This window comes from Streptosporangium carneum (assembly GCF_027922005.1).
GTDB classification, from domain to species: domain Bacteria; phylum Actinomycetota; class Actinomycetes; order Streptosporangiales; family Streptosporangiaceae; genus Streptosporangium; species Streptosporangium carneum.
In genome coordinates this window covers 65,278-91,094 of record NZ_BSEV01000024.1, presented here as the reverse complement: position 1 = coordinate 91,094, position 25,817 = coordinate 65,278, and the positions used below count along the sequence as shown (strand labels likewise).

Genomic DNA, 25,817 nt, shown 5'->3' with positions numbered 1-25,817 from the left:
TAGGCTGGGTAGGTGACAGATCGCATCGAGGCAGCCGCCGCTGAACTGCGTCCCCTGCTCCAGGACTTCATCCTCTGGGCGCGTGAGAACGCGCCCGGCAGCGATTCCAATCTGGTCGGCTCCGTCGCCCTGTGGCACCGGCTGATCGCATCCACCGACGTCGGCCGGTGGAGGCAGGCTGACCTGCGCAGTGTGCTGCTCGACCGGATGCCCCAGGTCGTCGAGGACCCGGACGCCGCCGCCGACGGCATGGTGCCCGCGGTCCGCGCCTACCTGACCTTCCTGTCGGAGACGGGAAGGCTGGTCAAGGGCTCCGCCTCGCTCAAGGATCTGCTCGCCGAGCTGGACCGTCTCGAAGACGACTTCGTCGACGTGATGGAAGACCTCGTCGCCGAGCAGGACGAGTACGAGGACGACGAGGAGGACGAGGCCGACGGGCTGGGCGACTTCGAGCCGTTCGCCGACGAGCTCTCGGAGCTGGCGACGATCCGGCTCCGCCCTGACTCCGAGCTGGCCGCGGCCGCCCGTGAGGTCAGTCTGGTCGCCAAGGCCCGCGACCTCGCGGTGTGGGTCGGCTCGGAGCGGCGGGTCGGCGAGACGAGCCTGCTCACCGATGCCGAGATCACCGAGGCGCTGGGGGCGCTGGGCTTCCCCGTCCCGGCGACGGAGGGCAGGTCTCTGGCCGACTCCGTGCCCGCGCTCTGGAACATCTGGAACCTCGCGATCGACCTCGACTTCCTCCAGCCTGAGGGCGAGGACACCGTCAGCGCCGACGCCGACACCGCCGAGTGGCCCTTCGAGGAGGACGACGACGTCCTGGACGCCTGGCTGGCCGGTCTGCACTCGATCGACTACGGCGACCCCGAGCTCGAGGACGAGGACGCCACGATCGCCCTCTCCGGGCTGACCAGGGCGCTGCTGGTCAGGGTGCTCCTGGCGACCGGCTCGAAGCCGCTGGCGGAGCTCCGGGCCGACCTGGCGGAGGCCGTCGCCGAGTACGACGACCAGGGCGCGGAGGCCTGGACGGCCGCCACCGAGCAGTACGGCGACCCGCTCACCCCCGTGCTCGACTGGCTCGCGGGTTACGGCATGGTCGAGGTCGAACACGACCAGGTGCGGCTGACGCCGCTCGGCATGGAGGGCGTCGTCCACCTGGCCGACGACGCCGACATCGAGCTGGACGCCCGCCCCGCCATCGACGCGATGACGGCCCTGGACCTGCTCTCCTTCAGCGCGGAGCTGCCCGAGGAGGAGGCCGACGCCGAGTTCGCCGCCTGGATGGAGCTGCGCGAGCCCGACCGCGCCGCCAAGGAGCTGCTGGAGGCCGCCGCCGAGGACGACGCGGACGCCCTGGTCCGGGTCCAGGCGGCCAGCATGGTCGGCTCGCTCGGCGAGGTCGCGGTGCCCGCCTGGCAGGACGCCCTCGACGAGCCGTCCCTGCGCCCCTACGCGGCGACGCACCTGGCCCAGCTCGGCGTCGAGGACGCGCCCCCGCCCACCCAGGCGGACACCCACTGGCTGATCCTCGACATGCTGACCATCTCCGCGGGCCTCGGCCGTCCCGAGTTCGTCAGCAGCCTGGACGACATCGGCAACGTGCCGAACCTGGTCAACCTGCTCGACGTGATCTGGAAGGTGCCGCACCCCCACCTGGAGGAGCTGCTCGAGGCGATCGGCAAGGCCCACCCGGACAAGCAGGTCGGCAAGGCCGCCAAGCGGGCCCTGTTCAAGGCCCGCTCCAGCCACAACTAGCGGAGACGTCCACCAGGTCGCGCGCCGTCCCCTCGGCCTCGCCCTGGTGGACGCCCCCGCCCACCCCACCGGCCCCCGCCCGCACAACCACACCTCGACACCACCCCCGGCGCCGGTACGGCGAGCGACGGCACAGCGCGGATCGGCGCCTGTGCGCGTCCGCCGGGCCGGAGGGGGCGGCACGAGCCGCTACGTGCTTGCGGGAGCCCGCGTGAGGAGGCCCGGCAGGGCGTCGGCCAGGCCTTCGGCCCAGGTCGCGTATCCCGTCGCCGAGGGATGGAAGCCGTCCCTCGCGAAGAAGCCCGCGAGCTCGACGGGGACGTCGACGGCCACGTGTGTGACGCCGCAGATGTCGGCCGCCACCTCCTGGATGACCCGGTCGAGCGCTCTGGCGCGCAGGCCCATGACCGCTCTGAGCGGCTGCGGAAGCGCGGGGAAGCGGCCCACCGGCGGCATCCCCGCCATCAGGATCGGCACGCCGGGAATCCGTTCCCGCACGCCCGCCGTCAGCGCGCGGAGCTCGCGGCCGAACCGGGACGGCTGGTTGAGCTCGAGGAGCTCGTTGACGCCGAGCGCGACCACGACCACGTCGGCGGGCTCCAGCAGCGGAACCAGCTCGGCGAGCGTGGTGCGGGTGTTGACACCGCTCCTGGCCGCCACCTGCCAGCTCACCGGCCTGGCCGTCCGTACGGCCAGCGCACGCGCGAGGCAGCCGGCCAGCCCCTCCTCGTGAGTCGTGGCCCCCACTCCCGCCGCGGTGGACTCACCGAGCACCGCCACCCTGAGCACGACGCCCGCGCCCGAATCCGACCCCGAATCCGGCGCCGCCCCCGGGCCCGATTCCGACCTCGAATCCGTCCTCGTCCCCGCCCCCGGGCCCGATCCTGTCCCCGTTCTCGATCCCGAGTCTGTCCCCGTTCTCGATCCCGACTCTGTCCCCGAATCCGCGTCCGTCCTTCTCCCCGAGCCCGCGTCCGCTCCCCGGTCCGGGGCCGGCCCCTGTATCGGCCCCGGATCCGCGCCTGGCGTCGGCGAAGGCCCCTGCAACGGCCCCGGAAGCGGCACCGGGAGCGGCACCGGGAGCGGCACCGCCCCGGTGCGCGGCCCTGACGCCTCGGGCAGCCTGGGAGTGGCACGCCGCACCCTGAGCCCCTGTACGGCCAGCACAGGGGCCAGGAGAAGGGTGGCAGGGGTGGCGAGCCGTACGGACGGCTCCTTCATCGGGTTTCCTCCTGCCAGTCGGGCAGCGGCCGGTAGATCGCGACCCCGGCGCTCTCCAGCTCCTCGCGGAGCTTGAAGTACTCCTCGCCGAACGGGTCGACGCCGTTGAGGGGCATGAGGCCGCGCCGGATGGCGAGGTCGTGCGGGGCCAGCCCCGCGGCCGTGGCGAGGTGCCGCTCGGCGGCGGCGGAGCGGTCACGGCGGAACAACCAGGCCGCCAGCCGGGCGTGCAGCCGAGCCAGGCGTTCGTCGTCGGTCGGGGGACGCAGCCGCCGGGTCGTCGTCCCCGCGTCGCCCTCGATCACCCATCTGCGCAGGGCGGCGACGGCCCGCTCCGAGGACAGGCCGTTCATCGACCTGAAGGTGTCCGTGGCGGTCATGGTGTCCTGCGGCCTGGCGATCCGGCCCTCCTCGTCGACCCAGACCACGGTCGGCACGTTGATCACGTTGTACAGCTCGGCGATCCGCCCGTCGTCGTCGACCACCGCCGGGTGGGTGACGTCGGCGAGCCACTCGGCGGCGTCCTTCGGGTCGCGGTCGAGGGAGACGCTGACCACGCTGAAGCCGTACCCGGCGAGCTCGCGGTGCAGGGCCTCCCAGGCGGGCAGGTCGTAGCGGCAGCCGCACCAGGAGGCCCAGAAGACCAGGGCGACCTTGGTGCCGCGCAGACCGGGAAGCGGGCCGAAGTCGGGGGCCGTGTCCAGGTCGGAGTCGGCGGGCTCGCCGATGGCCACCACGCCCTCGTCCAGGTCGACCGCCGCCTGCCGCCCGAGCAGCCCGGCGAACCTGACGAGGTCGACGCCGTCCTCGCTCTCCGCGGCCGCCGCGCGGAACGCGGGAACGCACGCGTCCCCCCTGCACCAGCCGTGCGGCTTGCGTTCCCAGCCCAGGATCGTCGCCCCGTGCGGAACGACCAGACCCTCGACGCTCTCCTCACGCCCGTCCGCCAACAAAGTGATCATCACTGACCCCTCACTAGATAGCATCGCTCTCCAACTGTTGGGCAGCAACGCTATCCAATCAAGGGGTATTCCCGATACCGGGATTTCGGGGAAAATGCAGAAACCCCCGGAAGCTGATGCTTCCGGGGGTTCACCTGGGTAGCCCCGACCGGATTCGAACCGGCGCTACCGCCTTGAGAGGGCGGCGTCCTAGGCCACTAGACGACGGAGCCTTGCGATGGTGACAGAGTGGTAGTCCCGACCGGATTCGAACCGGCGTTACCGCCTTGAGAGGGCGGCGTCCTAGGCCACTAGACGACGGGACCGTACACACTGTCGTCGGATTCCGATTGAAGCGGAATCCGCAGCATCTCCAGAAGGAGATGCAGCTGGGGTACCAGGACTCGAACCTAGAATAACTGAACCAGAATCAGTCGTGTTGCCAATTACACCATACCCCACCGCGCTTGACCCCCTTGCGGGGCTCGCTGGCGACTCCGAAAGAATAGCCCAGGTTGGGTGCCAAGGCCAAAACGATTGGCGGCCGCCCGTTCCAGGCCGCACCACGGCCGCTCCCGCACGACACGAAGGCGACGCCCGACCAGGGACTGAGCAGCTCCCAGACAGCGATCAGACTGCGCCCGCACGGTGCCCAAGCAGTGCCCGCACGGTGCCCACGCAGTGCCCGCACAGCATCCGTGCGGTGCCCACACAGTGCCCACACAGTGCCCGCACGGTGTCCACGCGGCGCCCGCGCGGTGCCCGCGCCAGGACAGGCGGCCTGCCGACATCCCCAGGAGGCGTCAGGCGCTCTCAGCGCGGGCCGACCCCGGACGTCGCCGTGTCCTCGGGGAAGGCACTGTGCGACGCTGCTGCAGGAGATCCCATCCCACGTGAGGAGTCCTCGCCTTGGCTGAGAACCCGTTCTTCGCCCCCAGCACGCTGCCCTACAAGCTGCCGGACTTCGCCGAGATCCGGGAGGAGCACTACCTGCCCGCCTTCGAGCGCGGCATGGCCGACCAGCTGCGGGAGGTGGAGGCGATCGCCTCGGACCCCGATCCGGCGACGTTCGCGAACACCGTCGAGGCTCTGGAGCGTTCGGGTCAGATCCTGAGCCGCACGGTGACGGTCTTCTCCAGCGTCGCGGCCTCGGACGCGACCGACCGCATCAGGGAGATCGAGACCGAGATCTTCCCCAAGCTGACCAAGCACAGCGACGCGATCCGGCTGAACCGCGCGCTCTATGAGCGGATCAAGCAGGTCTCCGCCTCGGACCCCGAAGAGGCCTGGCTGCTGGAGAAGTACCGCGTCGACTTCGTCAGGGCGGGCGCCGACCTGACCGAGACGGAGCAGCGGCGGCTCAGGGAGCTCAACGAGGAGCTGACCAGGATCGCCACCACCTTCTCCCAGAACCTGCTGAAGGCCTCGACCGCCTCCGCACTGGTCGTCGAGGACGCGGCGGAACTCGACGGGCTCTCCGAGAGCGCCGTCAAGGCGATCGAGAAGGACGGCGAGTACGTCCTGCCGCTGCTCAACTTCACCAACCAGCCCGCCCTCGCCGAACTGACCGACAGGCGGACCCGCAGGAGACTGTACGAGCTCTCGGTGAGCCGGGCCCCGGAGAACTTCGACCTCGCCGTCAGGCTGGCCACGCTGCGCGCGGAGCGGGCCGCGCTGCTCGGCTACCCCGACCACGCCTCCTACTCCGTCGCCGACCAGACGGCCAAGACGACGGAGGCCGTCGAGGAGATGCTCGGCAAACTGGTCGGCCCGGCGGTGGCGAACGCCCGCCGCGAGGCGGAGGCGCTGGCCGAGCAGGCCGGCTTCCCCATCGAGCCGTGGGACTGGTCGTTCTACGCGGAGAAGGTGCGCAAGTCACGTTACGACTTCGACGGCGCCGAGCTCCGCCCCTACTTCGAGCTTGACCGGGTGCTGCGCGACGGCGTCTTCCACGCCGCGGGCGAGCTGTACGGAGTCACCTTCACCGAGCGGGACGACCTGGCGGGCTACCACCCCGACGTGCGGGTCTTCGAGGTCTTCGAAGCCGACGGCTCGCCGCTCGGCCTGTTCCTGTTCGACCCGTACGCGCGGCCGACCAAGCGCGGCGGCGCGTGGATGAACAACCTCGTGGACCAGTCGCACCTGTTCGGCGACCTGCCGGTGGTGATGAACAACCTCAACGTCACCAAGCCCTCGCACGGCCCGACCCTGCTGACCTTCGACGAGGTCACCACCGCCTTCCACGAGTTCGGCCACGCCCTGCACGGCCTGTTCTCCGACGTCCGCTTCCCCAGGGTCTCCGGAACCGAGGTGCCGAGGGACTTCGTGGAGTACCCCTCCCAGGTCAACGAGATGTGGGCCACCTGGCCCTCGGTCCTCGCCAACTTCGCCAGGCACCACGAGACCGACGAGCCGGTGCCCGCCGAACTGCTGGAGAAGATGAAGGCGGCCGAGAAGTTCAACCAGGGCTTCGCGACCGTGGAGTATCTCGCCGCGGCGCTGCTCGACTGGGCCTGGCACAAGCTGGCCCCCGGCCAGACCGTCGAGGACGCGGAGGCGTTCGAGGCTGCGGCCCTGGAACGCGCCGGAATCGCCTTCGAGCTGGTCCGCCCGCGTTACCGGACCAACTACTTCGCGCACATCTTCTCCAGCGGCGTCGGCGGCTACAGCGCCGGCTACTACTCCTACATCTGGAGCGAGGTGCTGGACGCGGAGAGCGTCGAGTGGTTCAAGGAGAACGACGGCCTCAAACGGGAGAACGGCGACCACTTCCGGTCCACCCTGCTGTCCGTCGGCGGCTCCATGGACGTGATGGACGCCTTCCGCGACTTCAGGGGGCGCACCCCGCGCATCGAGCCTCTGCTGGAGCGCCGCGGGTTGCGTTGATCCCGCGACGCCTGGCGGCGGCGCGGGCCGGGCGGGCAGAGGTCGCCGTGGGGCGGGCTCGGCCGCCTTCGGTCATCCGGGGTCCTCGTCCTCCAGGGCCTTGATGGTCTGTCTCAGCCACTGTCTCTCGGCGGTTCCCGTGGCTCTGGCGACCAGCAGCACGCCCTGGCGGAAGGGGTCGGAGACCTCCTCGGCCCGCAGGGGCCTGCCGTCCCGGTAGAAGAATCCCGCGGGGGTCTCCAGGAAGTCGAGGCGGCGGCGGAGCAGCCTGACCTGGGCGGCGGAGTCGGCGAGCTGGGACAGGAAGGTCAGCAGGCCGAAGAAGCGGGTCTGGTCGCTGATGTCGAAGTCGTCGGGTTCCTGGAGACGGCGCAGCAGCTCTCGTCTTCCCGCTTCCGTCAGGGTGAGGACCTGCCTGCGGGCCGCCCCTGTCCCCTCCTCCTCGTGTCGCTCGACATGCCCGGCCTTCTCCAGACGGGAGATCGCCGGGTAGAGGGCTCCGTCGCTGACCGGCCGTAGATGACCGCTCAGTTCGAGGATGCGGCTCTTGAGCTCGTAACCGTGCATCGGCCCCTCTCCGAGGAGGCCGAGGATCGACAGGGTCAGATCACCGCTTGCCATTGGCGCATCGTATCGCTATACCTCTAAAAGAGATAACTCGAAAAGAGGTATGTCCCAAGCCTCGCGACGCGCGGCGTCGCGATGAAACAGGTCGCGATGAAACAGAAGGAGCGAGCGGATGAGCGACGAGGGAGGACACCGGCCAGAAAGCGCCCAAGCCCGCGACGCCGAGGGCGTCGCGACCGGCACAGGCGCCCCCGCAGGGGTGATCCGTCTGGCTCTGCCCGTCTACGTGGAGCTGCTGACCGCCGTGGTCGCCGTCGGCCTGATCGACCTGTTCTGGGTGTCCGGGCTGGGCAGGCAGGCGGTGGCCGCCGTGACGATCGCGACCACGACCGAGCACCTCGCCCTGGGGGTGGTCCTCGCCCTCGGAACGGGAACGACCGTCCTGGTCGGCAGGCGTGACGGCAGGGAGCCGATCAGGCCGGCGATCCGTACGGCGTGGCTGCTGTGGGCGGCGGCGTCCCTGGCGGTCGCGGTCCCCGGGGTGCTGTTTCGCGAGCCGCTCGCCGGGCTCTTCACCGGCGACGCGGCGACGGCGGGCCTGACCGCCGACTTCTACCTGGTCTCCCTGGCCGGGATACCCGTGTTCTACGCCCAGACGCTCGCGGACGGGATCTTCAAGGGACTCGGCGACACCACGACCCCCATGCGCGCCGCGCTGCTCTGCAACGCGCTGGTGGTCGCCCTGGACCCGCTGTTCGTCTACGGGCTCGACCTGGGGGTCCGGGGCGCGGCCCTGGCGACGGTGCTGGCCCGCGCGGTCGCATTCGCCGTGTCCCTGGTCCTCCTCCTGCGACGGCTGCCCCGCGACTCACGGGCGGGCGCGAGCCGTACGGACGCCGCGGAGATCGTCCGCATCGGCCTGCCCATGTCGGGGGACTTCCTGGCCAGGGCGATCGTCAGCATGATCATGGTGGAGGTGGTCGGCGGGTTCGGGGTCGCGGCCCTGGCCGGCTACGGCATCGGCACGAAGATCATGCTGGCCGGCGTGATGGCCTTCTACGCGCTCCGCCAGGCCACGATGATCCAGACGGCCCGCTCGGGCGAGGCGGGTCCCGCCCTGAGGTACGGCCTGCTGGCGGGCCTGGCCGTCGCCGCCGGGCTCGTCCTCTCCGCTCCGTTCGTGACGGGCCTGTTCACCGGGGATCCCACGGTGGTCGCGGCGGCTGCGGACTTCCTGCGCTGGATGCCCCTGTATCTCGTCCCGTTCGGCGGGCTGATCGCCGTGGGCGGGGTCCTCCAGGCGAACGGGAAGGGCGGCAGGCTGCTGGCCGCGACCCTGGCGGGTTTCGCGGTCCAGCTGCCCCTCACCTACGCGCTCGGCTCCCTGGCGGGCGTCACCGGGGTCTGGCTGGCGATGGCGGCGGGGTCCGCGCTCGCGCTCGCCCTCGCCACCCTCCCGATCCCTAGTTGGCGCCTTCGAGCCTGGCGAGCGCGGCGCGGATCCGGTCCGCAGAACGCTCCCGGCCGAGCGCCTCGATCGACTCGAACAGCGGCAGGCCGACGGTCCGCCCGGTGATCGCCACCCGGACCGGGGCCTGGGCCTTGCCGAGCTTGAGGCCGTGCTCCGCGCCGACCTCCTCGAGCGCGCTCTTGAGCGACTCGGGGTCCATGTCGACCGTCTCCAGGCGGGCGAGGTAGCCGGTGAGGATCTCCGCCGCCGAGGCCTTCATCGCCTTGTCCCATGACGCCTGGTCGAAGACGGGCTCGTCCAGGAAGAGGAAGTCGACGTTCGCCGTGATCTCGGACAGGACCGCCAGGCGGGTCTGGGCCAGCTCGGCGACCTTGGCGAAGGTCTCCCGGTCCCAGTCGGGCTCGAGCCAGGGCTCGCAGCGGGCGATGAACGTCTCAAGCGGCAGCGCCCTGATGTACTCGCCGTTGAAGGCGCGCAGCTTCTTCTCGTCGAAGAAGGCCGAGGACGGGTTGACGTCCTCCAGCTTGAACCTCGGCATCATCTCCGACCAGGGCATGATCTCCCGGTCCTCGCCGGTCCCCCAGCCGAGCAGCATCAGGTAGTTGACCATCGCCTCGGCGAGGTAGCCCTCCTCGCGGTAGGACTCCAGGGCGACCTTGTCGCGGCGCTTGGACAGCTTCTGCCGCTTCTCGTTGACGATGACCGGCACGTGCGCCCACACGGGCGGGGTCACGCCGAGCGCCTCCCAGAGCTGCTGCTGCTTGGGCGTGTTGGACAGGTGCTCCTCAGCGCGGACCACGTGGCTGATGCGCATCTCGACGTCGTCGACCACGTTGGCGAGGACGAACAGCGGGGAGCCGTCGCCGCGCGCGATGACGAAGTCCTCCATCGCGTTGTTGGGGAACTCGACCGTGCCGCGGACCAGGTCCTCGACCACGGTGACCCCCTCGTCGGGGGTGCGGAAGCGCACCGCGCCCTCGGTCAGGCCCCGCTCGCGGCAGAAGCCGTCGTAGCCCTGGTGCTCGGAGCCGGTGCGGGCCTTGACGTCGTCGCGGGTGCAGGTGCAGTAGTAGGCCCGGCCGTCGGCGAGCAGCTTGGCCGCCGCCTCCCGGTGCTGCTCCTCGTAGGCCGACTGGAAGTAGGGCCCCTCGAAGAACGGGCTGTCGCCGTTGACGCCGATCCAGGCCAGCGCGGAGATGATGCCCTCGGTCCACTCGGGACGGTTGCGGGCGGCGTCGGTGTCCTCGATGCGCAGCACGAACCTGCCGCCCGACTGCTCGGCCAGCGCCCAGTTGAACAGTGCCGAACGGGCGCCGCCGACGTGGAACATGCCGGTGGGGGAGGGAGCGAAACGAACCCTAATCACGGGAGACCACCCGGTTGGTGAGAGTGCCGATTCCTTCGATGGCGACGCTGACCTCGTCGCCGACATCCAGCGGGCCGACCCCCTCCGGCGTCCCGGTCAGGATGACGTCGCCGGGGATCAGGGTCATGACCGCGCTCACGTGGGCGATCAGCGTGGGGATGTCGTATATGAGCTTGGAGGTGCGGGAGCTCTGCCTGACCTCGCCGTTGACCGTCGTGGTGATGCCCACGTCGGCCGCGTCGAGCTCGGTCTGGATCCACGGGCCGAGCGGGCAGAAGGTGTCGAAGCCCTTGGCCCGGGTGAACTGCACGTCCTTCTTCTGCAGGTCACGCGCGGTGACGTCGTTCGCGCACGTGTAACCGAAGATCACTTCATGGGCCCGCTCCGCGGGGACCTCCCGGCAGAGCCTGCCGATGACCACCGCCAGCTCGCCCTCGTAGTCGACCCGGCTGCTCAACCCCGTGGGGTAGGCGATGGCCTCCCCCTGGCCGATCACCGAGGTGGACGGCTTGAGGAAGACCAGCGGCTCGTCGGGGACCTCGCCGCCCATCTCGTGGGCGTGGTCGGCGTAGTTCTTGCCGATCGCGACGACCTTGCTGGGCAACATGGGGGCGACCAGCCTGACCTGCGAGAGCGAGTGACGCTCTCCGGTGAACTGGATCGGCCCGAAGGGGTGACCGGAGATCGCCGAGACGAACTCCTCGCCTGGCCCGCCTTCGACCACGCCGAACCCGACACCCTCACCTGTGGAGAACCTCGCTATGCGCACATGACAAGGCTAGTCGCGCCTCGGATCCCGCATGACCGCCCCCGCCGGGCGCAGCGGCTCCGACAACCGCCACAAAGGCTCCTATAAAGCATCTAACTCCAAAAATATTCCTAAAATACCTAAACGCTTACATAAAGGATTTCCCTAAGAAGAAGTATGTGCTGATTGCTGTTCATATGGGGGGTATTACCAGGCGTAGGAAACTTCCGGGGAAGCAGAACGTCTTCCCCTAGGGGGAGGGAATCGACGTGACCGAAGCCAGCACGGTGAACAGGCCAGAGAACCCGGCCCCGCGGTCCCGGACCGACGTCCCCGCCAACCAGGGAGGCCTGGTGACCCCCAAGGGGAGCACCAGCATCGACAGCGGGGTCGTCGCGAAGATCGCAGGTCTGGCGGCCAGGGAGGTCTCTGGCGTCTACAACATGGGGGTGGGAACCGCACGCGCGCTCGGCGCGGTCCGCGGCATGGTCGGCGGAGACAGAAGCACCGCGACTCAGGGCGTGTCCGTCGAGGTGGGCGAGCGGCAGGCGGCGGTCGACCTCGACCTGGTCGTCGAGTACGGCGTGGCCATCCCCGACCTCGCCGCCTCGGTACGCCGCAACGTGATCACGGGCGTCGAGCGCATGACCGGGCTCGAGGTGACCGAGGTCAACATCAAGGTCGACGACGTCCACCTGCCCGACCAGGGCGGGGACGGAGGCGGAGGCGGATCGGAGCATGGCGAGCCGGAGCCGCGCGTCCAGTGAGCGAGCTCGCACACGAGATAGCCGAGGTCGTACGGCGCTGCCCCGACGTGGCCGACCTGTCGGGCGGCCCCTTCGGGACCGTGGCGACCTACCTGCCGGGAGAACGGGTCTCCGGCGTCGCCCTGCGCGAGGACGAGGTGGAGGTCTCCGTCGTCGTCCAGCCAGGACGGCCGCTGCCTGAGATCGCCGACGAGGTACGGGCGGCGGTCGCGCCACTGGTGGGAGATCGCCCCGTGAACGTGCATATCGGAGGTATTCGATGAATCAGTTTCCTATCTGGTCAGTGATGGGATTGTCCGCCGGTCTCGCGCTGGGCTTCGCGGCGGCCTTCGGCGGCCTCGGCGCGTTCCTGCTGGTGCTCGTCCTGGGCACCGTCGGGTTCCTCATCGGCCGCATCGTGGAAGGCGGCGAGATCGACGTGTCGCGGCTGGCGTCGAGGCGACGATGACCACGCCGGTCGAACACCGCGTCGCGTCCACGCAGACGCCCGTCGGCGTGCCCGACCTCCCCGCGCAGCGGGCAGGGGGCGCCCCCGGCACGGCGTCGGCCGCGCGACCCGCCGCGCCCGGACGGCAGGCCGTACCGGCGGAACGGCGGGGCAGGACGGACATCCCCGAGCGGGTGGTCACGCGCATCGCCGCCCACGCGGCCGCAGAGGTGGCGCGGGTGCGGGAGGTCCGCGAGCGGGGGCCGCTGGCCTTCGGAGGGCACACCCACGCCACCGTCGACGGAGGGCTCGCCCTGCTGGAGCTGGAGGTGTCGGTCGAGTACCCGGCGCCGCTCGCCCAGATGGCCGAGGAGATCCGGAGGCACGTCAACGAGCGCGTCCACACGCTGACCGGCCTGACCGTCGGCCAGATCGACATCGACGTGACCGGAGTGGTCCCCGCCCTGCGGGAGGACGGCGGATGACCGTCCCGCCCTCGGAACCACCCGTTCCCGCCCCGGGGGAGAGGACGGCCGTCCCCTCCTTCGGGCCACCGGTCCCCACCTCGGGGGAAAGGCCCGTCCCGGATCCTGTCTCCGGGGCGGGTCCCACCCCCGAGACGCCGACCGCACCCGGCGCGGGGGTCTCGGAGGCGACCGCTCCGCCCGTGTCCGCGAGGGTTCCCAGGAACCGCGCCGCGGACCGGGCGGCGGTCAGGGCCTTCCGCCCGCGCCGGGTGGTCCCCGCCACGATCACCGCCGCGCTGATGACCGTGGCAGGCGCCCTCGTGGCGGCGGAGGTGATCTCCGCCCTGCTCGGCCGCCCGCTGCGCTGGATACCGTACGACCGTCTGCTGAGCTGGGCCTCCTCGACCACGTGGGACGACCCGTCCGTGACACTCGGCGCGGCGTTGATCACCCTGCTCGGCCTGCTGCTCGTGCTGCTCGCCCTCGTGCCGGGACGCCCCAGGCTCATCCCGGTCAGGACGGACGACCCCGATCTGGTCATCGGCATGCAGCCGCGGGGTTTCATCCGCGCCCTGGCCCACGCGGCCGAGCAGGTGCCCGGGGTCGACCACGCCCGCGTGAGACTGCGGGGCAGGACCGCCGAGGTGACGGCCCGCAGCCCGCTGCGGGAGCCCGTCGGCCTGGCCGAGGCCGTACAGCAAGCCGTGACGACGCGGATCGCCGCGCTCGCCCCGCTGAAGGACCATCCCGTACGCGTGCACCTGCGAGGAAAGTGACCGCCATGGACAGGAAGACCGTACGGGGCAACCGGCTGGGGTTGCTGATCATGGGGTTGCTGCTGGTGCTCCTCGGCGGCTACACGCTCGCCAGAGGCGCGCACGCCCTGCCGCAGACCGTGGCCCCCGGCGGAGAGCCACTGGTCAACGACCCGGTCCGAGCGGCCTTCGCCCGCTACGACCCGTGGCTGTGGTGGGCGATCGCCGCGGCGGCGGTCGTGCTCGCCCTGTTCGGACTGCGCTGGCTGCTGGTCCAGGGACGACGCGACCGGCTGGGCGACTTCCGCCTGGAGAGCGGCTCCGGCGGAGTCACCGACGTCCGCACCTCCACCGTCGCCAACGCGGTGGCGGGCGAGGTCGTCGCCCACCCCGCGGTCCTGAGCGCCAGCGCCTCCATGGTGGGCACGAGGGAACACCCCGCGGTACGGCTGCGCGTCGTGGCCGACGAGAACGCCCCGATGAGCGTGATCCGTGAGCGACTGGGCGCCTACGCCATCCCCCACATGCGACAGGCGCTGGAACTGGAGCACGTTCCGGCCGTCGCCAGGGTGAGCCTGGAGGAGCCGTCGCACTCCCGCAGGGTGGTGGCCTGACGTCGCGCGTGTCGCGCGGCCCGTGTCACTGCGACGCCCGGCGGCGGCGCGGGCCCGGCGTTTTCCGGCCGGCACGGCCAGGGGTGCGGCGGGAAAAGGCGGCGGTGAGGGCGTGGGGGCGTCGCCGGTGGGGCGGGACGGCCTGTGGGGCAGGATGGCCTTATGAGCGTTGTGAAGATCAATGTGCTGACCGTCCCCGCCGAACAGCGTGAGGAGCTCGAACGCCGCTTCTCCGGACGGGCCGGGATAGTGGAGTCGGCCGACGGTTTCGAGTGGTTCGAGTTGCTCCGTCCGCAGGAGGGCACCGACCAGTACCTCGTCTACACCCGCTGGAGGTCCGAGGAGGACTTCAAACGGTGGACCGAGAGCCAGGCCTTCCAGCGAGGGCACGCCCAGGCGGCGGCGGACGCGGCCGCCCAGGGCCAGGGTCAGGGTCACGGCCACGGACAGGGCCACGGGCAGGGACAGGGCCAGGAAGCCGGTCAGGGGCACGGCCACGGCAGGGGACCCGCCGCGACCGGGGCCACGCTGTGGTCGTTCGAGGTGGTCCAGAGCACCGGCCCCAAAGACGAGTCCTGACCGGGTCGCACACCGTCCGTCCACGCCGCCGCCCGCCGTGCCGGCCCGATGGGTCGTCCCGGACGGCGAGGCACTCCGAACACGGTGAAGGCGCCGGTCACCGGCATCCGAGCAGCCAACCGGGGCGTTCTCCCGAACGCCCACGGTCCGGAACAGCGGCCCGGAACAGCGGCCCGGAACAGCGGTCCGGAACAGCGGTCCGGAACAGCGGTCCGGGTCAGCGGTCCGGGTCAGCGGTCCAGGACGTTCGCCGCGACGCGTTCGGCGAATCCGGTGCGCACGAACCGCCCGGCCAGGCTGTCGGGCTTGCGTTCGGCCTGGTCCCTGAAACACGCGACGAACTCCTCGCCAAGGCCGAGACGGGGATGGCGTTCCAGCACCTCGGCCCTGAGCTCGACGGGGAAGGCCTCGGGGCGTCTTCCGGAGACGTCCAACCCGGTCGACAGCTCCAGCAGATGTCCCTCAGGGTCCTCAGCGACGTCGACCTTGTCCCACATGTGGCGCACGATCACCTCGGAGGCACGCACCCTCCGTTCGACGGGCCACCCGGCCGCCGCTCCGAAGACCCACGCGAGGTGCCCTCCCGCCTCCTCGAACGGCACGGTGTGGCTGTCGAACTCCTTGACCAGGCCGAGGTCGTGCAACATCGAGGAGACGTACAGCAACTCGGCGTCGAAGGCGATGTCGTTCATCGCGCCGTACGCGGCGGCCCACAGATAGGCCCGTACGGAGTGGTTCAGCAGCGCGGGCGAGCAGTAGGCGGTGGCCACTTCCAGCGCGGCCCTGGTCGCGGCGGTCTCGGGGATCACGATGTCGGCGAATCTCATGTGACCAGCGTGTCCTGGCCACGGGAAGGTTCGCGAGTGGCTGGGAAGCCATCCATCGATAGGATCCCGCCATGGGATTCACGACGATCGCCGTGATGTTGTTCGACGAGGTCCCGCTTTTCGAGGCGTCGGTGCCGATCGCGGTCTTCGGTGAGCGGCGCAGCGGGCTGCCGGACTTCGACGTGCGCGCGGTGGCCGCCGAGGGAGGCCCCGTGCGGACCGACGCGGGCATCGCGCTGTCCGCGCCGTACGACCTGGACGCCGTGGACGAGGCCGACCTGGTGATCGTGCCGACCTGGCGGCACCCGCTCGGCCGCCCGCCCGCGCCCGAGGCGCTGCGGGCGCTGCGCCGGGCCCACGACCGGGGCGCGACGGTGGTCGGCCTCTGCCTCGGCACGTTCGTGCTGGCCGCCGCGGGACTGCTGGACGACCGCCCCGCCGCGACCCACTGGCGCTACGCCCCGCTGCTCGCCTCGACCTACCCCCGGATCCAGGTCAAGCCCGACGTCCTGTACGTGGACGAGGGGGACCTGCTGACCTCGGCCGGAAGCGCGGGCGGCATCGACCTGTGCCTCCACCTGATCCGCAGGACGTACGGCTCGCGGCTGGCCAACGACATCGCCAGGTCCATGGTGGTGCCGCCGCACAGGGCCGGCGGGCAGGCCCAGTACATCGACCATCCGGTGCCGGTTCCCACCACCGGCGACCCGCTCGGCGAGACCCTCGAATGGGCCATGCGTCACCTGGACCGCGAGCTCACCGTGGACGCCCTGTCCGCCCACGCCATGATGAGCCGCCGCACCTTCGACAGACGCTTCCGCCAGGTCACCGGCACCACCCCCGCCCAGTGGCTGCTCCACCAGCGGATCCTGCACGCGCAGAGGCTGCTGGAGACGACGACGGAGCCCGTGGAGGTGGTGGCCCGCAACGCGGGCTTCGCCTCCGCGGTGGCGTTGCGCCCCCACTTCCGCCGCCAGGTGGGAGTCTCCCCCACCGCCTACCGCGAGACCTTCGGCGAGGGAGGCCACCGGCTCGGGAGCGCCCGAACCCGCGACGCCGAAGACGTCGCGATGAACACGGCGGCGCGATGAACATGGCGTGATTCTCGTGACGAATGGCCGAGAGCCCTATCACGCCGATGCGGCTCGCCCCGTCAACCTGGACCTATGAAGCGAGCACTGATCGTCATCGACGTCCAGAACGAGTATTTCACCGGCAACCTGCCGATCGCCCATCCCCCTCGCGAGGAGAGCCTGGCGAACATCCTCACCGCCATGGACACCGCCCACGAGCACGACATCCCGGTGATCGTGGTCAGGCACACCGCTCCCGTCGAGTCCCCGCTGTTCGCGGCCGGGAGCGACTCGTGGGAGCTGCACCAGGAGGTCGGGCGCAGGCCGTACAGCCACCTGACGGACAAGTCGATGGCCTCGGCCTTCGCGAAGACGGACCTGGCCGAGTGGCTGGCCGCCCACGAGATCGACACTCTGGCCGTCGTCGGATACATGACGCAGAACTGTGACGAGTCAACCGCCCGTGACGCCGCCCACCTCGGTCTGGCGGTCGAGTTCCTGTCCGACGCGACCGGCACCGTGGCCATGTCCAACCGCATGGGCGCCGTGACGGCCGAGGAGCTGCACAATCACGTGCTGGTGGTGATGGAGTCCAACTTCGCCTCGGTGGCCACCACCGCCGAGTGGACCGCCGCCGCCAAGTCCGGCGCCGCCCTTCCCCGCCCCAACATCTGGCAGAGCACAGCGCCCGCCCGTACACCGCTAAACTAGCCCAACTCGGACGCGCCAGTGGCGGAACCGGCTCGGGCACACCAGTGGTCGTACCTGCTTGGGCGCACCAGTGGCGGAACCGGCTCGGGCACACCAGTGGCTGGACAGGCTTCGGCGCGCCGGTGGCTGGACTGAGGAGTGAGGGAGCGCAGCGACCGAGCGACGAGGGAAGCCGTCGACGCGCCCGAGCCCGCGACGCCGCCAGGCGTCGCGAAGAAGAAGGGGCCTGGCGTGCGCCGCCGCACCACAGCACTAGCTCTCTCGCTCATTCTCCCCCTGACCTGCGGCGCGACGGTCGGCACGGCGAAGGCTGCGGACAAGATCAAACGCACGGCCGAGTGCCAGGGCGACTGGTTGCCCGCGACGCCCACCTCGCCGGAGATCATGTCCGGTCAGGTGGAGTTCGTCGACCTGCCCCCGGTGAAGGTGGGCAAGGACGTCAACTGGCGCACCGACCCCTACCGCAACCGCTCCTGGAGCATGGTCTTCCACTCGCTGCGCTGGATGGGCCGCCTGGTCGCCGACTACGAGACCACCGGGGAGAAGGCCTACCTGACCCGCGCCACCGAGATCGCCAAGGACTGGGTCGCGGACAACCCTCGCCGCGGTGGTCCGAAGGCCAGCGTGTACGCCTGGCAGGAGCACCCGATCGCGTTGCGCGCCCCCGCGCTGGTCTGTCTCAGCAAGCACGTCAACGAGTCCTGGCTGTCCAAGAGCCTGGCCGAGCACGCCAAGGTGCTGGCCGATCCCGCCCTGTACGAGAAGGGCCACAACCACGGGATCGACCAGGACATCGCGCTGCTCGGCATCGGCTGCCGCTACGGCCGCGAGCAGTGGTCGAACCTCGCGGTCAAGCGGCTGACCGAGACCGTCAAGCTCGACGTCGACTCCCAGGGCGTGCTGCGTGAGCAGGCCCCGCGGTACGCGATCTACGTCTATGAGCGGCTCAAGGTCGCGATGGAGCGCATCGAGGACTGCGGCAGGAAGGTTCCCTCCGAGATCAGCACGCGGTGGGAGTCGATGGAGGCCTTCATCTCCCATTCGACGCAGCCGAACGGGTTCATGGTCCCGATCGGCGACGGCGGCGCGGACGTGCGGCCCGTCGGGTACGCCCACCCGAAGAAGACGGTGCGGGTGTTCGGCAACGGTTACGTCTACGGGCGCACCGCGTGGGACGACCCGGAGTCGGCGTTCTACTCCATCCGGTTCGGCCCCGGCCTGAAGTACCACGGCCACGAGGACCACCTGGGCGTCACCTACTACGCCCAGGGCCGCGACGTCCTGGTCGACGTGGGCTTCCACTCCTACGAGAACAACGGCTACCGCCGCTGGACGATGTCGCCCGAGGCGCACAACACCTCCGCCGTCGTCGGCGCGAGGTTCAGAGGGAAGACGGCCACCGCTCTGAGCAGGTCCTCGGTCGGGGAGGACCGGCAGAGCTACCGGCTGACCGACAAGGCGTACGGCGTGCCGAGGACCCGGTCGGTGCTCGTCAACCACGGCCAGGACGTGATGGCGGTGCTGGACACCGTTCCCGGACGTTCCAGGGTGAGCAACGTCTGGCACTTCGCCCGGGAGCTGTCCACCGTCTCCAACGGCGGCGGCCGGGTCGTGGTCAAGGACAAGGCGGGGTGGAAGGCGACGCTGGTCCAGCTGTCCATGCCCTCCTGCAAACCGGTGGCCGGACTGCAGGTCGTCAGCGGCAGGCAGAACCCGTACCAGGGCTGGGTCTCCCCCGCCTACCTGCGCAAGCAGGCGGCTCCGGCCGTGCTCTCCCCCGCCTCGGAGAACTCACTGCTCACCGTCGTCGTGCCCGGCACGGACAACCCCTCGGTCTCCTGCTCCGGCGGCAGGGTCCGGCTGCAGACCTCCAAGGGACAGGTGAGTTTCAAGGCCTCGGGCGCCGACCTGTCTTGAAGGTCGTCGCCGAGAGACCCGAAGACGTGAAAGGGGGTACGGCCAGGCGGCCGCGCCCCCTTTTCTCCCGCCGGTCACCCGGTTCTCCCACCGGTCAGCCGGTTCTTCCGCCGGTCACCCGGCGACGTGACCGGACTGCCGGTCAGCCGGCGACGTGACCGGACTGCCGGTCAGCCGGCGACGTGACCGGACTGCCGGTCAGCCGGCGATCGGCCCGCCCGCCGGTCAGTCGGCGACGTGGCCCGCCCGCAGCAGGCCGTAGGTGACGGCCTGCTCCAAGGCCTGCCAGGAGGCCTCGATGATGTTCTCGTCGACGCCGACCGTGGCCCACTCGCCGGTCTCGTCACTGGAGGTGATGAGCACGCGCGTGACCGCGTCCGTGCCGTGGGTGCCCTCCAGGATCCGCACCTTGAAGTCGATCAGCTCGACGGCCGCCAGCTCGGGGTAGAGCTTCTCCAGCCCGAGCCGCACGGCCTTGTCCAGGGCGTTGACCGGGCCGTTGCCCTCGCCGGTCGCGACGATCCGCTCGCCCTTCGCGTGCAGCTTGACCGTGGCCTCGCTGACCACCTCACCTCCGCGGGTGCGCTCGACGATCACCCGCCAGGACTCGACCTCGAAGTGGCGGCGCTTGCGGCCGCCCGCCACGGTGTCGCGGAGCAGCAGCTCGAAGGAGGCGTCGGCGGCCTCGAAGGTGTAGCCCTTCGACTCCAGGTCCTTGACCCGCTCGACCAGCACACGCGAGGTCTCCGAGGACAGGTCGTAGCCCAGCTCCCGCCCCTTGAGCTCGACGGAGGCGCGGCCCGCCATGTCGGAGACGAGCATGCGCATGTCGTTGCCGACCATGGCCGGGTCGATGTGCTGGTACAGGTTGGGGTCGACCTTGATGGCACTGGCGTGCAGTCCCGCCTTGTGCGCGAAGGCGGAGACGCCCACGTAGGGGGCGTGGGAGTTCGGGGTGACGTTCGTGACCTCGGTGATCGCGTGCGCGATCCTGGTCATGTCGGCGAGCGCCTCCCTCGGGACGAGGTCGAAGCCCCGCTTGAGCTGCAGGTTCGCCACGACGGTGAACAGGTTGGCGTTGCCCGACCGCTCGCCGTACCCGTTGGCGCAGCCCTGCACGTGGGTCGCGCCCGCCTTGACCGCGGCCAGGGTGTTGGCCACCGCGCATCCGGTGTCGTCATGACAGTGGATGCCGATCCTGGCCGAGGTCCCGACGGCGGCGTGGACGACCTCGGCGAGCTCGTCCGGGAGCATTCCGCCGTTGGTGTCGCACAGGGCGATGACCGAGGCGCCCGCCTCCGCGGCCGTGCGCAGGACCTCCAGCGCGTAGGCTGGGTTGGACTTGTAGCCGTCGAAGAAGTGCTCGGCGTCGAGGAAGACTCGCTGGCCCTCCGCACGAAGGTGAGAGACCGTGTCGCGGATCATCGCGAGGTTCTCCTGGAGAGTCGTGCGAAGGGCCAGCTCCACGTGCCGGTCGTGACTCTTGGCGACAAGGGTCACGACCGGCGCGCCGGATTCGCGCAGCGCGGCGACCAGTGGGTCATCGGCCGCCTTCACACCTGCTCGGCGGGTCGCGCCGAACGCGGCGAGCTGCGCGTGCTTCAGATCGAGCTCTGTTCGAGCCCGTCTGAAGAACTCTGTGTCCTTGGGATTGGCGCCCGGCCAACCGCCTTCGATGAAGCCGACGCCCAGGCTGTCCAGCTGGCGCGCGATGGCCAGCTTGTCGACCACCGTGAGATTGAGGCCCTCCTGCTGGGCGCCGTCACGGAGCGTCGTGTCGTACACGTGGAAGCGGTCGTCGGCCATGTCAGTCTCCTTCGCGGGTTCGGATGATTGCGCCGCGCGCTCATTTGGCTCTGAGAAACAAAAAAACCCCTCACGGACGTGAGAGGTCTGCGCGCTGGCGGTGTCCCTTGTCAGCCAGCGCGCCTGCCGATAATGAGCAGACCGTAGAACATGATGCTTCGGAGTCTGCCACACGCTGACACCACTTGACACATCGATCTCAGGATCTGGGACGTGCGTGGCGTGGACACGAGGGGCGAACCGCTCGCACACACCCCCGCTGACCGGCAAGAATGGCTTGCATGAAGGCGACTTATCTGGACCCGGCCGTCGGGCAGTATCTGCTCGCGCACACCACGATGCCCGACGACGTCCTCGACGCGCTCGCCCTGGAGACCCGGGAGGTCACCGGCGACAGGGCGGGCATGCAGATATCTCCCGACCAGGGGCGGCTCCTCACCATGCTCGTCCAGCTCAGCCGCGCACGGAACGTGGTCGAGGTGGGGACCTTCACCGGCTACTCGTCCATCTGCCTGGCCAGGGGGCTCGGCCCCGGCGGCAGACTGACCTGCTTCGACATCAACGAGGACTGGACGGCGATCGCCCGGCGCTACTGGGAGAAGGCCGGAATCGCCGAACGGGTGGACCTCAGGATCGGCCCGGCCGCGGAGCGGCTGCGCGAGCTCCCTGCGGACCAGCCCGTCGACCTGGCGTTCATCGACGCCGACAAGCCCAACTATCCCGTCTACTACGAGATCCTCATGTCCCGCCTCGCGTCCGGCGGCCTGATCCTGGTCGACAACACCCTCTGGAAGGGACGCGTCGCCGACCCCAGCGTCGACGAGGCCACCAGGGGCATCCGCGAGTTCAACGACCTGGTCATGGCGGACAGCCGGGTGACCTCGTTGATGCTCCCGATCGCCGACGGACTCACCGTGATTCGCAAGTACTGACGAGAACCGGCGACAGGAGAGGTTCCAGGACTCCCGGGGTGTTCACGGCTGGAACCTCGCCCTCGCGGTGTCCGCCATCGCCTGCCACGGTCTGATGTGTTCCTCATAGGGACTGTTTCGTGGATCGGGGGCTTGGGGCGCCTGTTCGGGCTGGTCAGCTTGGCTCTCTGCCCAGCGAACCCAGAGGGCCAAGCGGACCAGGCGACCCACGAGGACCAAGAGCACCAGGAGGACCAAGGGGACACTGTGTCGCCGGTGGACGAGCATCGCCCCGAAGACAGTCGCCTCACGTCCCCGATCCGGGAAAACCAGGGAAGGCCCGAGCCGGTGGGCTGGGCCTTCCCTTCGGGGATCAGCAGATCTTGTGGATCCAGCCGCGGGTGTCGGGGCGGGAGCCGTACTGGATGCCGACCAGCGCCTCGCGGATCTTGGCCGTGACGGGACCCTGGGTGCCGTCGCCGATGATCCAGGCGCGGTCGGAGCCCTTGACCGAGCCGACCGGGCTCACGACCGCCGCCGTGCCGCAGGCGAAGACCTCGGTGAGCTCGCCGGACTCGCAGCCCGCCTGCCACTCCTCGATCGACAGGCGCCCCTCCTCCGCGGTCAGACCGAGGTCGGCGGCCAGGGAGAGGATCGAGTCGCGGGTGATGCCGGGCAGGAGCGTGCCGGTGAGGGCGGGGGTGAGCAGGCGGTCGCCGTAGACGAAGAACAGGTTCATCCCGCCCATCTCCTCGACGTAGCGGTGCTCGTTCGCGTCGAGCCAGACCACCTGGTCACAGCCCTGCTCGACGGCCTGGCGCTGGGCGACGAAGGCCGCCGCGTAGTTGCCGCCGCACTTGGCGAAGCCGGTGCCGCCGGGGGCGGCGCGGGTGTACTCGGTGGACAGCCAGACCGAGACGGCCTTGTCCCCGCCGAAGTAGGCGGCCGCGGGAGAGGCGATCACCATGTAGCGGTAGGACCTGGAGGGGTAGTTCACGCCGAGCGCCGCCTGCGTGGCGATCATGAAGGGGCGCAGGTAGAGGCTGTGACCCGGGGTCGTGGGGACCCAGTCGCGATCGGTCTGGACGAGAAGCTCCAGCGACTCGACGAACGTCTCCTCCGGCAGTTCCGGCATGGCCATCCGCAGGGCCGACGCGTTGAAGCGGGCGGCGTTGGCGTACGGCCTGAAGGAGGCGACCGCCCCGTTCTCCTGGCGGTAGGCCTTCAGCCCCTCGAAGAACTCCTGGGCGTAGTGGAAGACCGCGGTCGCCGGGTCGAGGGTGAGCGGACCGTACGGCGTGAGCCGCGCGTCGTGCCAGCCCTCCCCTTCCGTGTAGTCGATGGAGATCATGTGGTCGGTGAAGGTCTGACCGAATCCGGGACTCGCCAGTACCTGCTCCCGCTCGGCCGCGGTGCGAGCGTGGTCGGAGAGCTGCACGTCGAAGCTGAGCTTCTGAGCGGTGGTCATGACGGAGATCCTTCTCTTTGTGACGGACTGCACCTGAGTCCATTCTGCGATGGAGCAGGTAACGGGAAACTACTGCATCTATGCCGAAATCCGGCACTGTCGTTGTGGCGACGAACAAAAAAGACGCGCCCGGCGGCTCGGGTGAGCCGCCAGGCGCGTCTGAGGTCGGGTAGGCGGCTTCCTCAGCCGGCTACTCGGGCGGTGATGTCGTCGCCGATCTCGTGGGTGGTCCGGCTGGCCCAGCCGGTCTGGCGCTCGACCAGGTCTTCGGCCACGGCCTGCTCGACCTTCGCGGCCTCCTCGGCCAGGCCGAGGTGGTCGAGAAGCATGGCGACCGACAGGATCGTCGCGGTCGGGTCGGCCTTGCCCTGGCCCGCGATGTCGGGGGCGCTGCCGTGGACCGGCTCGAACATGCTGGGCGAGGTGCGGTCGGGGTTGACGTTGCCGCTGGCGGCCAGGCCGATGCCACCGGCGATGGCGGCGCCGATGTCGGTGATGATGTCGCCGAAGAGGTTGTCGGTGACGATCACGTCGAACCGCTCGGGCTGGTTGACGAAGAACATCGAGGCGGCGTCGATGTGGGAGTAGTCGGTCGTGACGTCGGGGTACTCCAGGCTGACCCGGTCGACGGTGCGGGCCCAGAGGTCACCGGCGAAGGTGAGGACGTTGGTCTTGTGGACCAGCGTCAGCTTCTTGCGCGGTCTGCCGAGGGCCTTCTCGAAGGCGTAGCGGACGACGCGCTCGACGCCGTAGGCGGTGTTCAGCGACTCCTGGGTGGCGATCTCGTGCGGGGTGCCGCGGCGCAGCACGCCGCCCGCGCCCGCGTAGAGGCCTTCGGTGCCCTCGCGGATGACGATCATGTCGATGTCCTCGGGGCGGGACTTGCCCAGCGGGGTCTCGACGCCGGGGAAGAGCTTGACCGGGCGCAGGTTGACGTAGTGGTCGAGCTCGAAGCGGAGCTTGAGCAGCAGGTCGCGCTCGAGGATGCCCGGCGGGACGCTGGGGTCGCCGACGGCTCCGAGCAGGATCGCGTCGTATCCGCGCAGCTCGTCGAGGACCGCCTCGGGAAGGACCTCACCGGTCTCGTGGTACCGCTTGGCCCCCAGGTCGTAGGTGGTGGTCTCCACCTTGGTGCCAACGGCTTCGAGGACCTTCAGGCCCTCGGTGACGACCTCGACTCCGATCCCGTCCCCGGGGATGACGGCCAGGCGAATGTTGCGCGAATCCATGCACGCACCTTACCGGTCCGTCTCGTTAATCGAACACCGATCTCACCCATCGGACATATCTTCACCGAACAGGGCTCATGAACTTTGTCCTGTTTGCGATCTTTTGACCGTTTCGTTAAGGTCCTGGCCATTCGCATCGTCGCCTAATCCGCGCAGGCCATCCCCCCTTTCGGCCTGCACGGAGCCGGGGAACCACTTCTGGGTTCCGTGACGCGCCCGGAGCCCTCACCTCCGCTCGACGGAGCAGATCTCCGGCCGCTCTTCACAGATCCCTTGGGGCGAATCGGCGCCTTCTCGCGCCGTAGGGCGACCTTCACGCCCGAGCCCGACAGCTCACCCGGCCGGCCTTATGGAAGGAACGATCCTGACCGGCAAGACTTACCCCCGTGTCCTGACCCTGATCGTCACCGGCGCCACCGTGTTCGCGACCCCCGCCATCGCGCGGGCCGACTCCCCGCTCGCGTCCCCCGCCCTCGCCACAGCGCGGGCCGGCGCCTTTGTCGCGAGCCCCGCCCCCGGCCCGAACGACTCCCTCCCCGCCTCCGCCACCCGCGTCGCGGCCGAGGCCCCTGTCGCTCTCGGCAAACTCTCCAAGGTCAAGAAAAAACCCCTCGCCTGGCGGAAGGCCCTGAAGTGGGCCATGTCCAAGCGCGGCACCCCGTACGTCTGGGGTGGCACCGGCAACGGCGGCTTCGACTGCTCCGGCCTGATGCTCCGCGCGTACGGCGCCGCCGGGATCCACCTGCCGCGCACCGCCGCCCAGCAGTACTCCGCGTTCTCCAAGAAGATCGCCTGGAAGGACCTCAGGCCGGGCGACCTGGTCTTCTTCCACAATCTCGGCCATGTCGGCATGGTCAGCAAGCCCGGCTACATGGTCCACGCCCCGCGCACCGGCGACGTGGTCAAGGTGGAGAAGCTGGGCGCATGGCGTCGTTCCAGCTTCGTGGGCGCCGTCCGCCCCGACCCCAAGGGCGTCAAGGTCGCCGTTCAGCGCGCCGAGCAGGCCAGGGAGGCCAAGCAGGCCGCAGAGGCCGCGAAGGCGGCACAGGCGACGCAGCCCACGCAGACCGTGCAGCCCACGCAGCCGGCCGTCCCTGCGGCCACATCCCCCGCGATCGCCTCCTGACCCCGTCTCTCACGGGTGTGGGCGCGCGGTGAGCCGACCGGCTCGCCGCGCGCCCGGCGGGGTTCGCGGCGAGGCGCGGAGGGATTCCTACGAGCGCGGGGGAACCCCGCCGTTGTCGCGGCGGTCCAGGGCGGTCTGGAGAGCCTGGGTGGCCTCGTCCTCGGTGTCCTCGGGACGGTTCCAGGGAT

At 70.1% G+C, this 25,817-nt stretch carries 24 protein-coding genes, 3 tRNA genes and 1 riboswitch; of the genes, 15 read left to right on the top strand and 12 right to left on the bottom strand.

Annotated features, from left to right (window positions below):
* The first annotated feature begins 12 nt into the window (after positions 1–12).
* Positions 13–1,752: a hypothetical protein gene (locus PKF00_RS34670; RefSeq protein WP_271221936.1), complete on the top strand. Its 1,740-nt coding sequence runs from the start codon at positions 13–15 to the stop codon at positions 1,750–1,752.
* Positions 1,753–1,941: 189 nt separating this feature from the next.
* Here the strand turns inward: PKF00_RS34670 and PKF00_RS34665 are convergent, their stop codons facing one another.
* From PKF00_RS34665 to PKF00_RS34645, 5 genes are all read right to left on the bottom strand, one after another.
* Positions 1,942–2,532 (bottom strand): SGNH/GDSL hydrolase family protein, encoded by a 591-nt coding sequence (locus tag PKF00_RS34665; protein WP_271221935.1) that lies wholly within the window; start codon positions 2,530–2,532, stop codon positions 1,942–1,944.
* Between the two features lie 437 nt (positions 2,533–2,969).
* Complete coding sequence (locus PKF00_RS34660; protein ID WP_271221934.1) at positions 2,970–3,935, bottom strand: redoxin domain-containing protein; 966 nt, start codon at positions 3,933–3,935, stop codon at positions 2,970–2,972.
* Between the two features lie 139 nt (positions 3,936–4,074).
* Positions 4,075–4,147, bottom strand: a tRNA-Glu gene (locus tag PKF00_RS34655).
* A 17-nt stretch (positions 4,148–4,164) separates the two neighbouring features.
* Positions 4,165–4,240 (bottom strand) — tRNA-Glu (locus tag PKF00_RS34650).
* 63 nt (positions 4,241–4,303) lie between these two features.
* Positions 4,304–4,375 (bottom strand) — tRNA-Gln (locus tag PKF00_RS34645).
* Positions 4,376–4,823: 448 nt separating this feature from the next.
* Between PKF00_RS34645 and PKF00_RS34640 the strand changes: the two genes are divergently transcribed.
* Complete coding sequence (locus PKF00_RS34640) at positions 4,824–6,800, top strand: M3 family metallopeptidase (protein WP_271221933.1); 1,977 nt, start codon at positions 4,824–4,826, stop codon at positions 6,798–6,800.
* A gap of 72 nt (positions 6,801–6,872) precedes the next feature.
* Here PKF00_RS34640 and PKF00_RS34635 read toward each other — a convergent pair whose 3' ends face one another.
* Positions 6,873–7,421, bottom strand: a complete 549-nt coding sequence (locus PKF00_RS34635) for a PadR family transcriptional regulator (protein WP_271221932.1) — start codon at positions 7,419–7,421, stop codon at positions 6,873–6,875.
* Positions 7,422–7,539: 118 nt separating this feature from the next.
* Between PKF00_RS34635 and PKF00_RS34630 the strand changes: the two genes are divergently transcribed.
* The gene (locus PKF00_RS34630) at positions 7,540–8,943 is read left to right on the top strand and encodes an MATE family efflux transporter (protein ID WP_271221931.1); all 1,404 of its coding nucleotides are present in this window, start codon (positions 7,540–7,542) and stop codon (positions 8,941–8,943) included.
* Here PKF00_RS34630 and gltX read toward each other — a convergent pair.
* The gene (gene gltX / locus PKF00_RS34625; protein WP_271221969.1) at positions 8,831–10,168 is read right to left on the bottom strand and encodes a glutamate--tRNA ligase; all 1,338 of its coding nucleotides are present in this window, start codon (positions 10,166–10,168) and stop codon (positions 8,831–8,833) included. The two genes, PKF00_RS34630 and gltX, sit on opposite strands and share 113 nt — an antisense overlap.
* 28 nt (positions 10,169–10,196) lie before the next feature.
* Positions 10,197–10,973: a fumarylacetoacetate hydrolase family protein gene (locus PKF00_RS34620; protein ID WP_271221930.1), complete on the bottom strand. Its 777-nt coding sequence runs from the start codon at positions 10,971–10,973 to the stop codon at positions 10,197–10,199.
* A 248-nt stretch (positions 10,974–11,221) separates the two neighbouring features.
* On the opposite strand from PKF00_RS34620, the gene PKF00_RS34615 reads away from it, so the two are divergent.
* From PKF00_RS34615 to PKF00_RS34585, 7 genes are all read left to right on the top strand, one after another.
* Positions 11,222–11,719, top strand: a complete 498-nt coding sequence (locus PKF00_RS34615) for an Asp23/Gls24 family envelope stress response protein (RefSeq protein ID WP_425582228.1) — start codon at positions 11,222–11,224, stop codon at positions 11,717–11,719.
* The gene (locus PKF00_RS34610) at positions 11,716–11,982 is read left to right on the top strand and encodes a hypothetical protein (RefSeq protein WP_271221929.1); all 267 of its coding nucleotides are present in this window, start codon (positions 11,716–11,718) and stop codon (positions 11,980–11,982) included. Before PKF00_RS34615 ends, PKF00_RS34610 begins: the two co-directional genes overlap by 4 nt.
* The gene (locus PKF00_RS34605) at positions 11,979–12,167 is read left to right on the top strand and encodes a hypothetical protein (protein ID WP_271221928.1); all 189 of its coding nucleotides are present in this window, start codon (positions 11,979–11,981) and stop codon (positions 12,165–12,167) included. The genes PKF00_RS34610 and PKF00_RS34605 overlap by 4 nt, the downstream gene beginning before the upstream one ends.
* A complete protein-coding gene (locus PKF00_RS34600; protein ID WP_271221927.1) occupies positions 12,164–12,631 on the top strand; it encodes an Asp23/Gls24 family envelope stress response protein in 468 nt (155 codons plus the stop codon). The genes PKF00_RS34605 and PKF00_RS34600 overlap by 4 nt, the downstream gene beginning before the upstream one ends.
* Positions 12,628–13,389, top strand: coding sequence for a DUF6286 domain-containing protein (locus PKF00_RS34595; protein ID WP_271221926.1), 762 nt, complete (start codon positions 12,628–12,630; stop codon positions 13,387–13,389). Before PKF00_RS34600 ends, PKF00_RS34595 begins: the two co-directional genes overlap by 4 nt.
* Positions 13,390–13,394: 5 nt before the next feature.
* Positions 13,395–13,982 carry a hypothetical protein gene (locus tag PKF00_RS34590; protein ID WP_271221925.1) on the top strand — a complete coding sequence of 196 codons (588 nt, stop codon included), beginning with the start codon at positions 13,395–13,397 and terminating at the stop codon, positions 13,980–13,982.
* Between the two features lie 162 nt (positions 13,983–14,144).
* Positions 14,145–14,561 (top strand): antibiotic biosynthesis monooxygenase family protein, encoded by a 417-nt coding sequence (locus tag PKF00_RS34585; protein ID WP_271221924.1) that lies wholly within the window; start codon positions 14,145–14,147, stop codon positions 14,559–14,561.
* A 230-nt stretch (positions 14,562–14,791) separates the two neighbouring features.
* Here PKF00_RS34585 and PKF00_RS34580 read toward each other — a convergent pair whose 3' ends face one another.
* Positions 14,792–15,388 (bottom strand): HD domain-containing protein, encoded by a 597-nt coding sequence (locus tag PKF00_RS34580; protein WP_271221923.1) that lies wholly within the window; start codon positions 15,386–15,388, stop codon positions 14,792–14,794.
* 71 nt (positions 15,389–15,459) lie between these two features.
* On the opposite strand from PKF00_RS34580, the gene PKF00_RS34575 reads away from it, so the two are divergent.
* The 3 genes from PKF00_RS34575 to PKF00_RS34565 all read left to right on the top strand — a co-directional run bounded on the left by PKF00_RS34575 (position 15,460) and on the right by PKF00_RS34565 (position 19,089).
* On the top strand, positions 15,460–16,479 hold the full coding sequence (locus PKF00_RS34575) for a GlxA family transcriptional regulator (RefSeq protein WP_271221922.1): 1,020 nt from the start codon (positions 15,460–15,462) through the stop codon (positions 16,477–16,479).
* Between the two features lie 75 nt (positions 16,480–16,554).
* On the top strand, positions 16,555–17,172 hold the full coding sequence (locus tag PKF00_RS34570; protein WP_271221921.1) for a cysteine hydrolase family protein: 618 nt from the start codon (positions 16,555–16,557) through the stop codon (positions 17,170–17,172).
* Between the two features lie 138 nt (positions 17,173–17,310).
* The gene (locus PKF00_RS34565; RefSeq protein ID WP_271221920.1) at positions 17,311–19,089 is read left to right on the top strand and encodes a heparinase II/III family protein; all 1,779 of its coding nucleotides are present in this window, start codon (positions 17,311–17,313) and stop codon (positions 19,087–19,089) included.
* 225 nt (positions 19,090–19,314) lie between these two features.
* Here the strand turns inward: PKF00_RS34565 and cimA are convergent, their stop codons facing one another.
* Positions 19,315–20,895, bottom strand: a complete 1,581-nt coding sequence (cimA, locus tag PKF00_RS34560; protein ID WP_271221919.1) for a citramalate synthase — start codon at positions 20,893–20,895, stop codon at positions 19,315–19,317.
* 281 nt (positions 20,896–21,176) lie between these two features.
* Here cimA and PKF00_RS34555 point away from each other — a divergent pair, with 281 nt between their 5' ends.
* On the top strand, positions 21,177–21,827 hold the full coding sequence (locus PKF00_RS34555) for an O-methyltransferase (RefSeq protein ID WP_271221918.1): 651 nt from the start codon (positions 21,177–21,179) through the stop codon (positions 21,825–21,827).
* 352 nt (positions 21,828–22,179) lie between these two features.
* Here the strand turns inward: PKF00_RS34555 and PKF00_RS34550 are convergent, their stop codons facing one another.
* Positions 22,180–23,274, bottom strand: coding sequence for a branched-chain amino acid aminotransferase (locus PKF00_RS34550; RefSeq protein WP_271221917.1), 1,095 nt, complete (start codon positions 23,272–23,274; stop codon positions 22,180–22,182).
* A gap of 182 nt (positions 23,275–23,456) precedes the next feature.
* A complete protein-coding gene (locus PKF00_RS34545) occupies positions 23,457–24,503 on the bottom strand; it encodes a 3-isopropylmalate dehydrogenase (protein WP_271221916.1) in 1,047 nt (348 codons plus the stop codon).
* 145 nt (positions 24,504–24,648) lie between these two features.
* Positions 24,649–24,865, top strand: a riboswitch (cyclic di-AMP (ydaO/yuaA leader).
* On the opposite strand from PKF00_RS34545, the gene PKF00_RS34540 reads away from it, so the two are divergent.
* Positions 24,853–25,629: a C40 family peptidase gene (locus PKF00_RS34540; RefSeq protein ID WP_271221915.1), complete on the top strand. Its 777-nt coding sequence runs from the start codon at positions 24,853–24,855 to the stop codon at positions 25,627–25,629. (Overlaps the previous riboswitch by 13 nt.)
* The last annotated feature ends 188 nt before the right edge of the window (positions 25,630–25,817 follow it).

Bases quoted from the DNA above. Each gene is read 5' to 3' on its own strand.
- PKF00_RS34630 (WP_271221931.1), top strand. From the start codon at position 7,540: ATGAGCGACGAGGGAGGACACCGGCCAGAAAGCGCCCAAGCCCGCGAC.
- cimA (WP_271221919.1), bottom strand. From the start codon at position 20,895: ATGGCCGACGACCGCTTCCACGTGTACGACACGACGCTCCGTGACGGC.
- PKF00_RS34635 (WP_271221932.1), bottom strand. From the start codon at position 7,421: ATGGCAAGCGGTGATCTGACCCTGTCGATCCTCGGCCTCCTCGGAGAG.
- PKF00_RS34570 (WP_271221921.1), top strand. From the start codon at position 16,555: ATGAAGCGAGCACTGATCGTCATCGACGTCCAGAACGAGTATTTCACC.
- PKF00_RS34660 (WP_271221934.1), bottom strand. From the start codon at position 3,935: ATGATCACTTTGTTGGCGGACGGGCGTGAGGAGAGCGTCGAGGGTCTG.
- PKF00_RS34590 (WP_271221925.1), top strand. From the start codon at position 13,395: ATGGACAGGAAGACCGTACGGGGCAACCGGCTGGGGTTGCTGATCATG.
- PKF00_RS34605 (WP_271221928.1), top strand. From the start codon at position 11,979: ATGAATCAGTTTCCTATCTGGTCAGTGATGGGATTGTCCGCCGGTCTC.
- PKF00_RS34540 (WP_271221915.1), top strand. From the start codon at position 24,853: ATGGAAGGAACGATCCTGACCGGCAAGACTTACCCCCGTGTCCTGACC.
- PKF00_RS34595 (WP_271221926.1), top strand. From the start codon at position 12,628: ATGACCGTCCCGCCCTCGGAACCACCCGTTCCCGCCCCGGGGGAGAGG.
- PKF00_RS34580 (WP_271221923.1), bottom strand. From the start codon at position 15,388: ATGAGATTCGCCGACATCGTGATCCCCGAGACCGCCGCGACCAGGGCC.
- gltX (WP_271221969.1), bottom strand. From the start codon at position 10,168: ATGTTCCACGTCGGCGGCGCCCGTTCGGCACTGTTCAACTGGGCGCTG.
- PKF00_RS34575 (WP_271221922.1), top strand. From the start codon at position 15,460: ATGGGATTCACGACGATCGCCGTGATGTTGTTCGACGAGGTCCCGCTT.
- PKF00_RS34555 (WP_271221918.1), top strand. From the start codon at position 21,177: ATGAAGGCGACTTATCTGGACCCGGCCGTCGGGCAGTATCTGCTCGCG.
- PKF00_RS34585 (WP_271221924.1), top strand. From the start codon at position 14,145: ATGAGCGTTGTGAAGATCAATGTGCTGACCGTCCCCGCCGAACAGCGT.
- PKF00_RS34550 (WP_271221917.1), bottom strand. From the start codon at position 23,274: ATGACCACCGCTCAGAAGCTCAGCTTCGACGTGCAGCTCTCCGACCAC.
- PKF00_RS34600 (WP_271221927.1), top strand. From the start codon at position 12,164: ATGACCACGCCGGTCGAACACCGCGTCGCGTCCACGCAGACGCCCGTC.
- PKF00_RS34545 (WP_271221916.1), bottom strand. From the start codon at position 24,503: ATGGATTCGCGCAACATTCGCCTGGCCGTCATCCCCGGGGACGGGATC.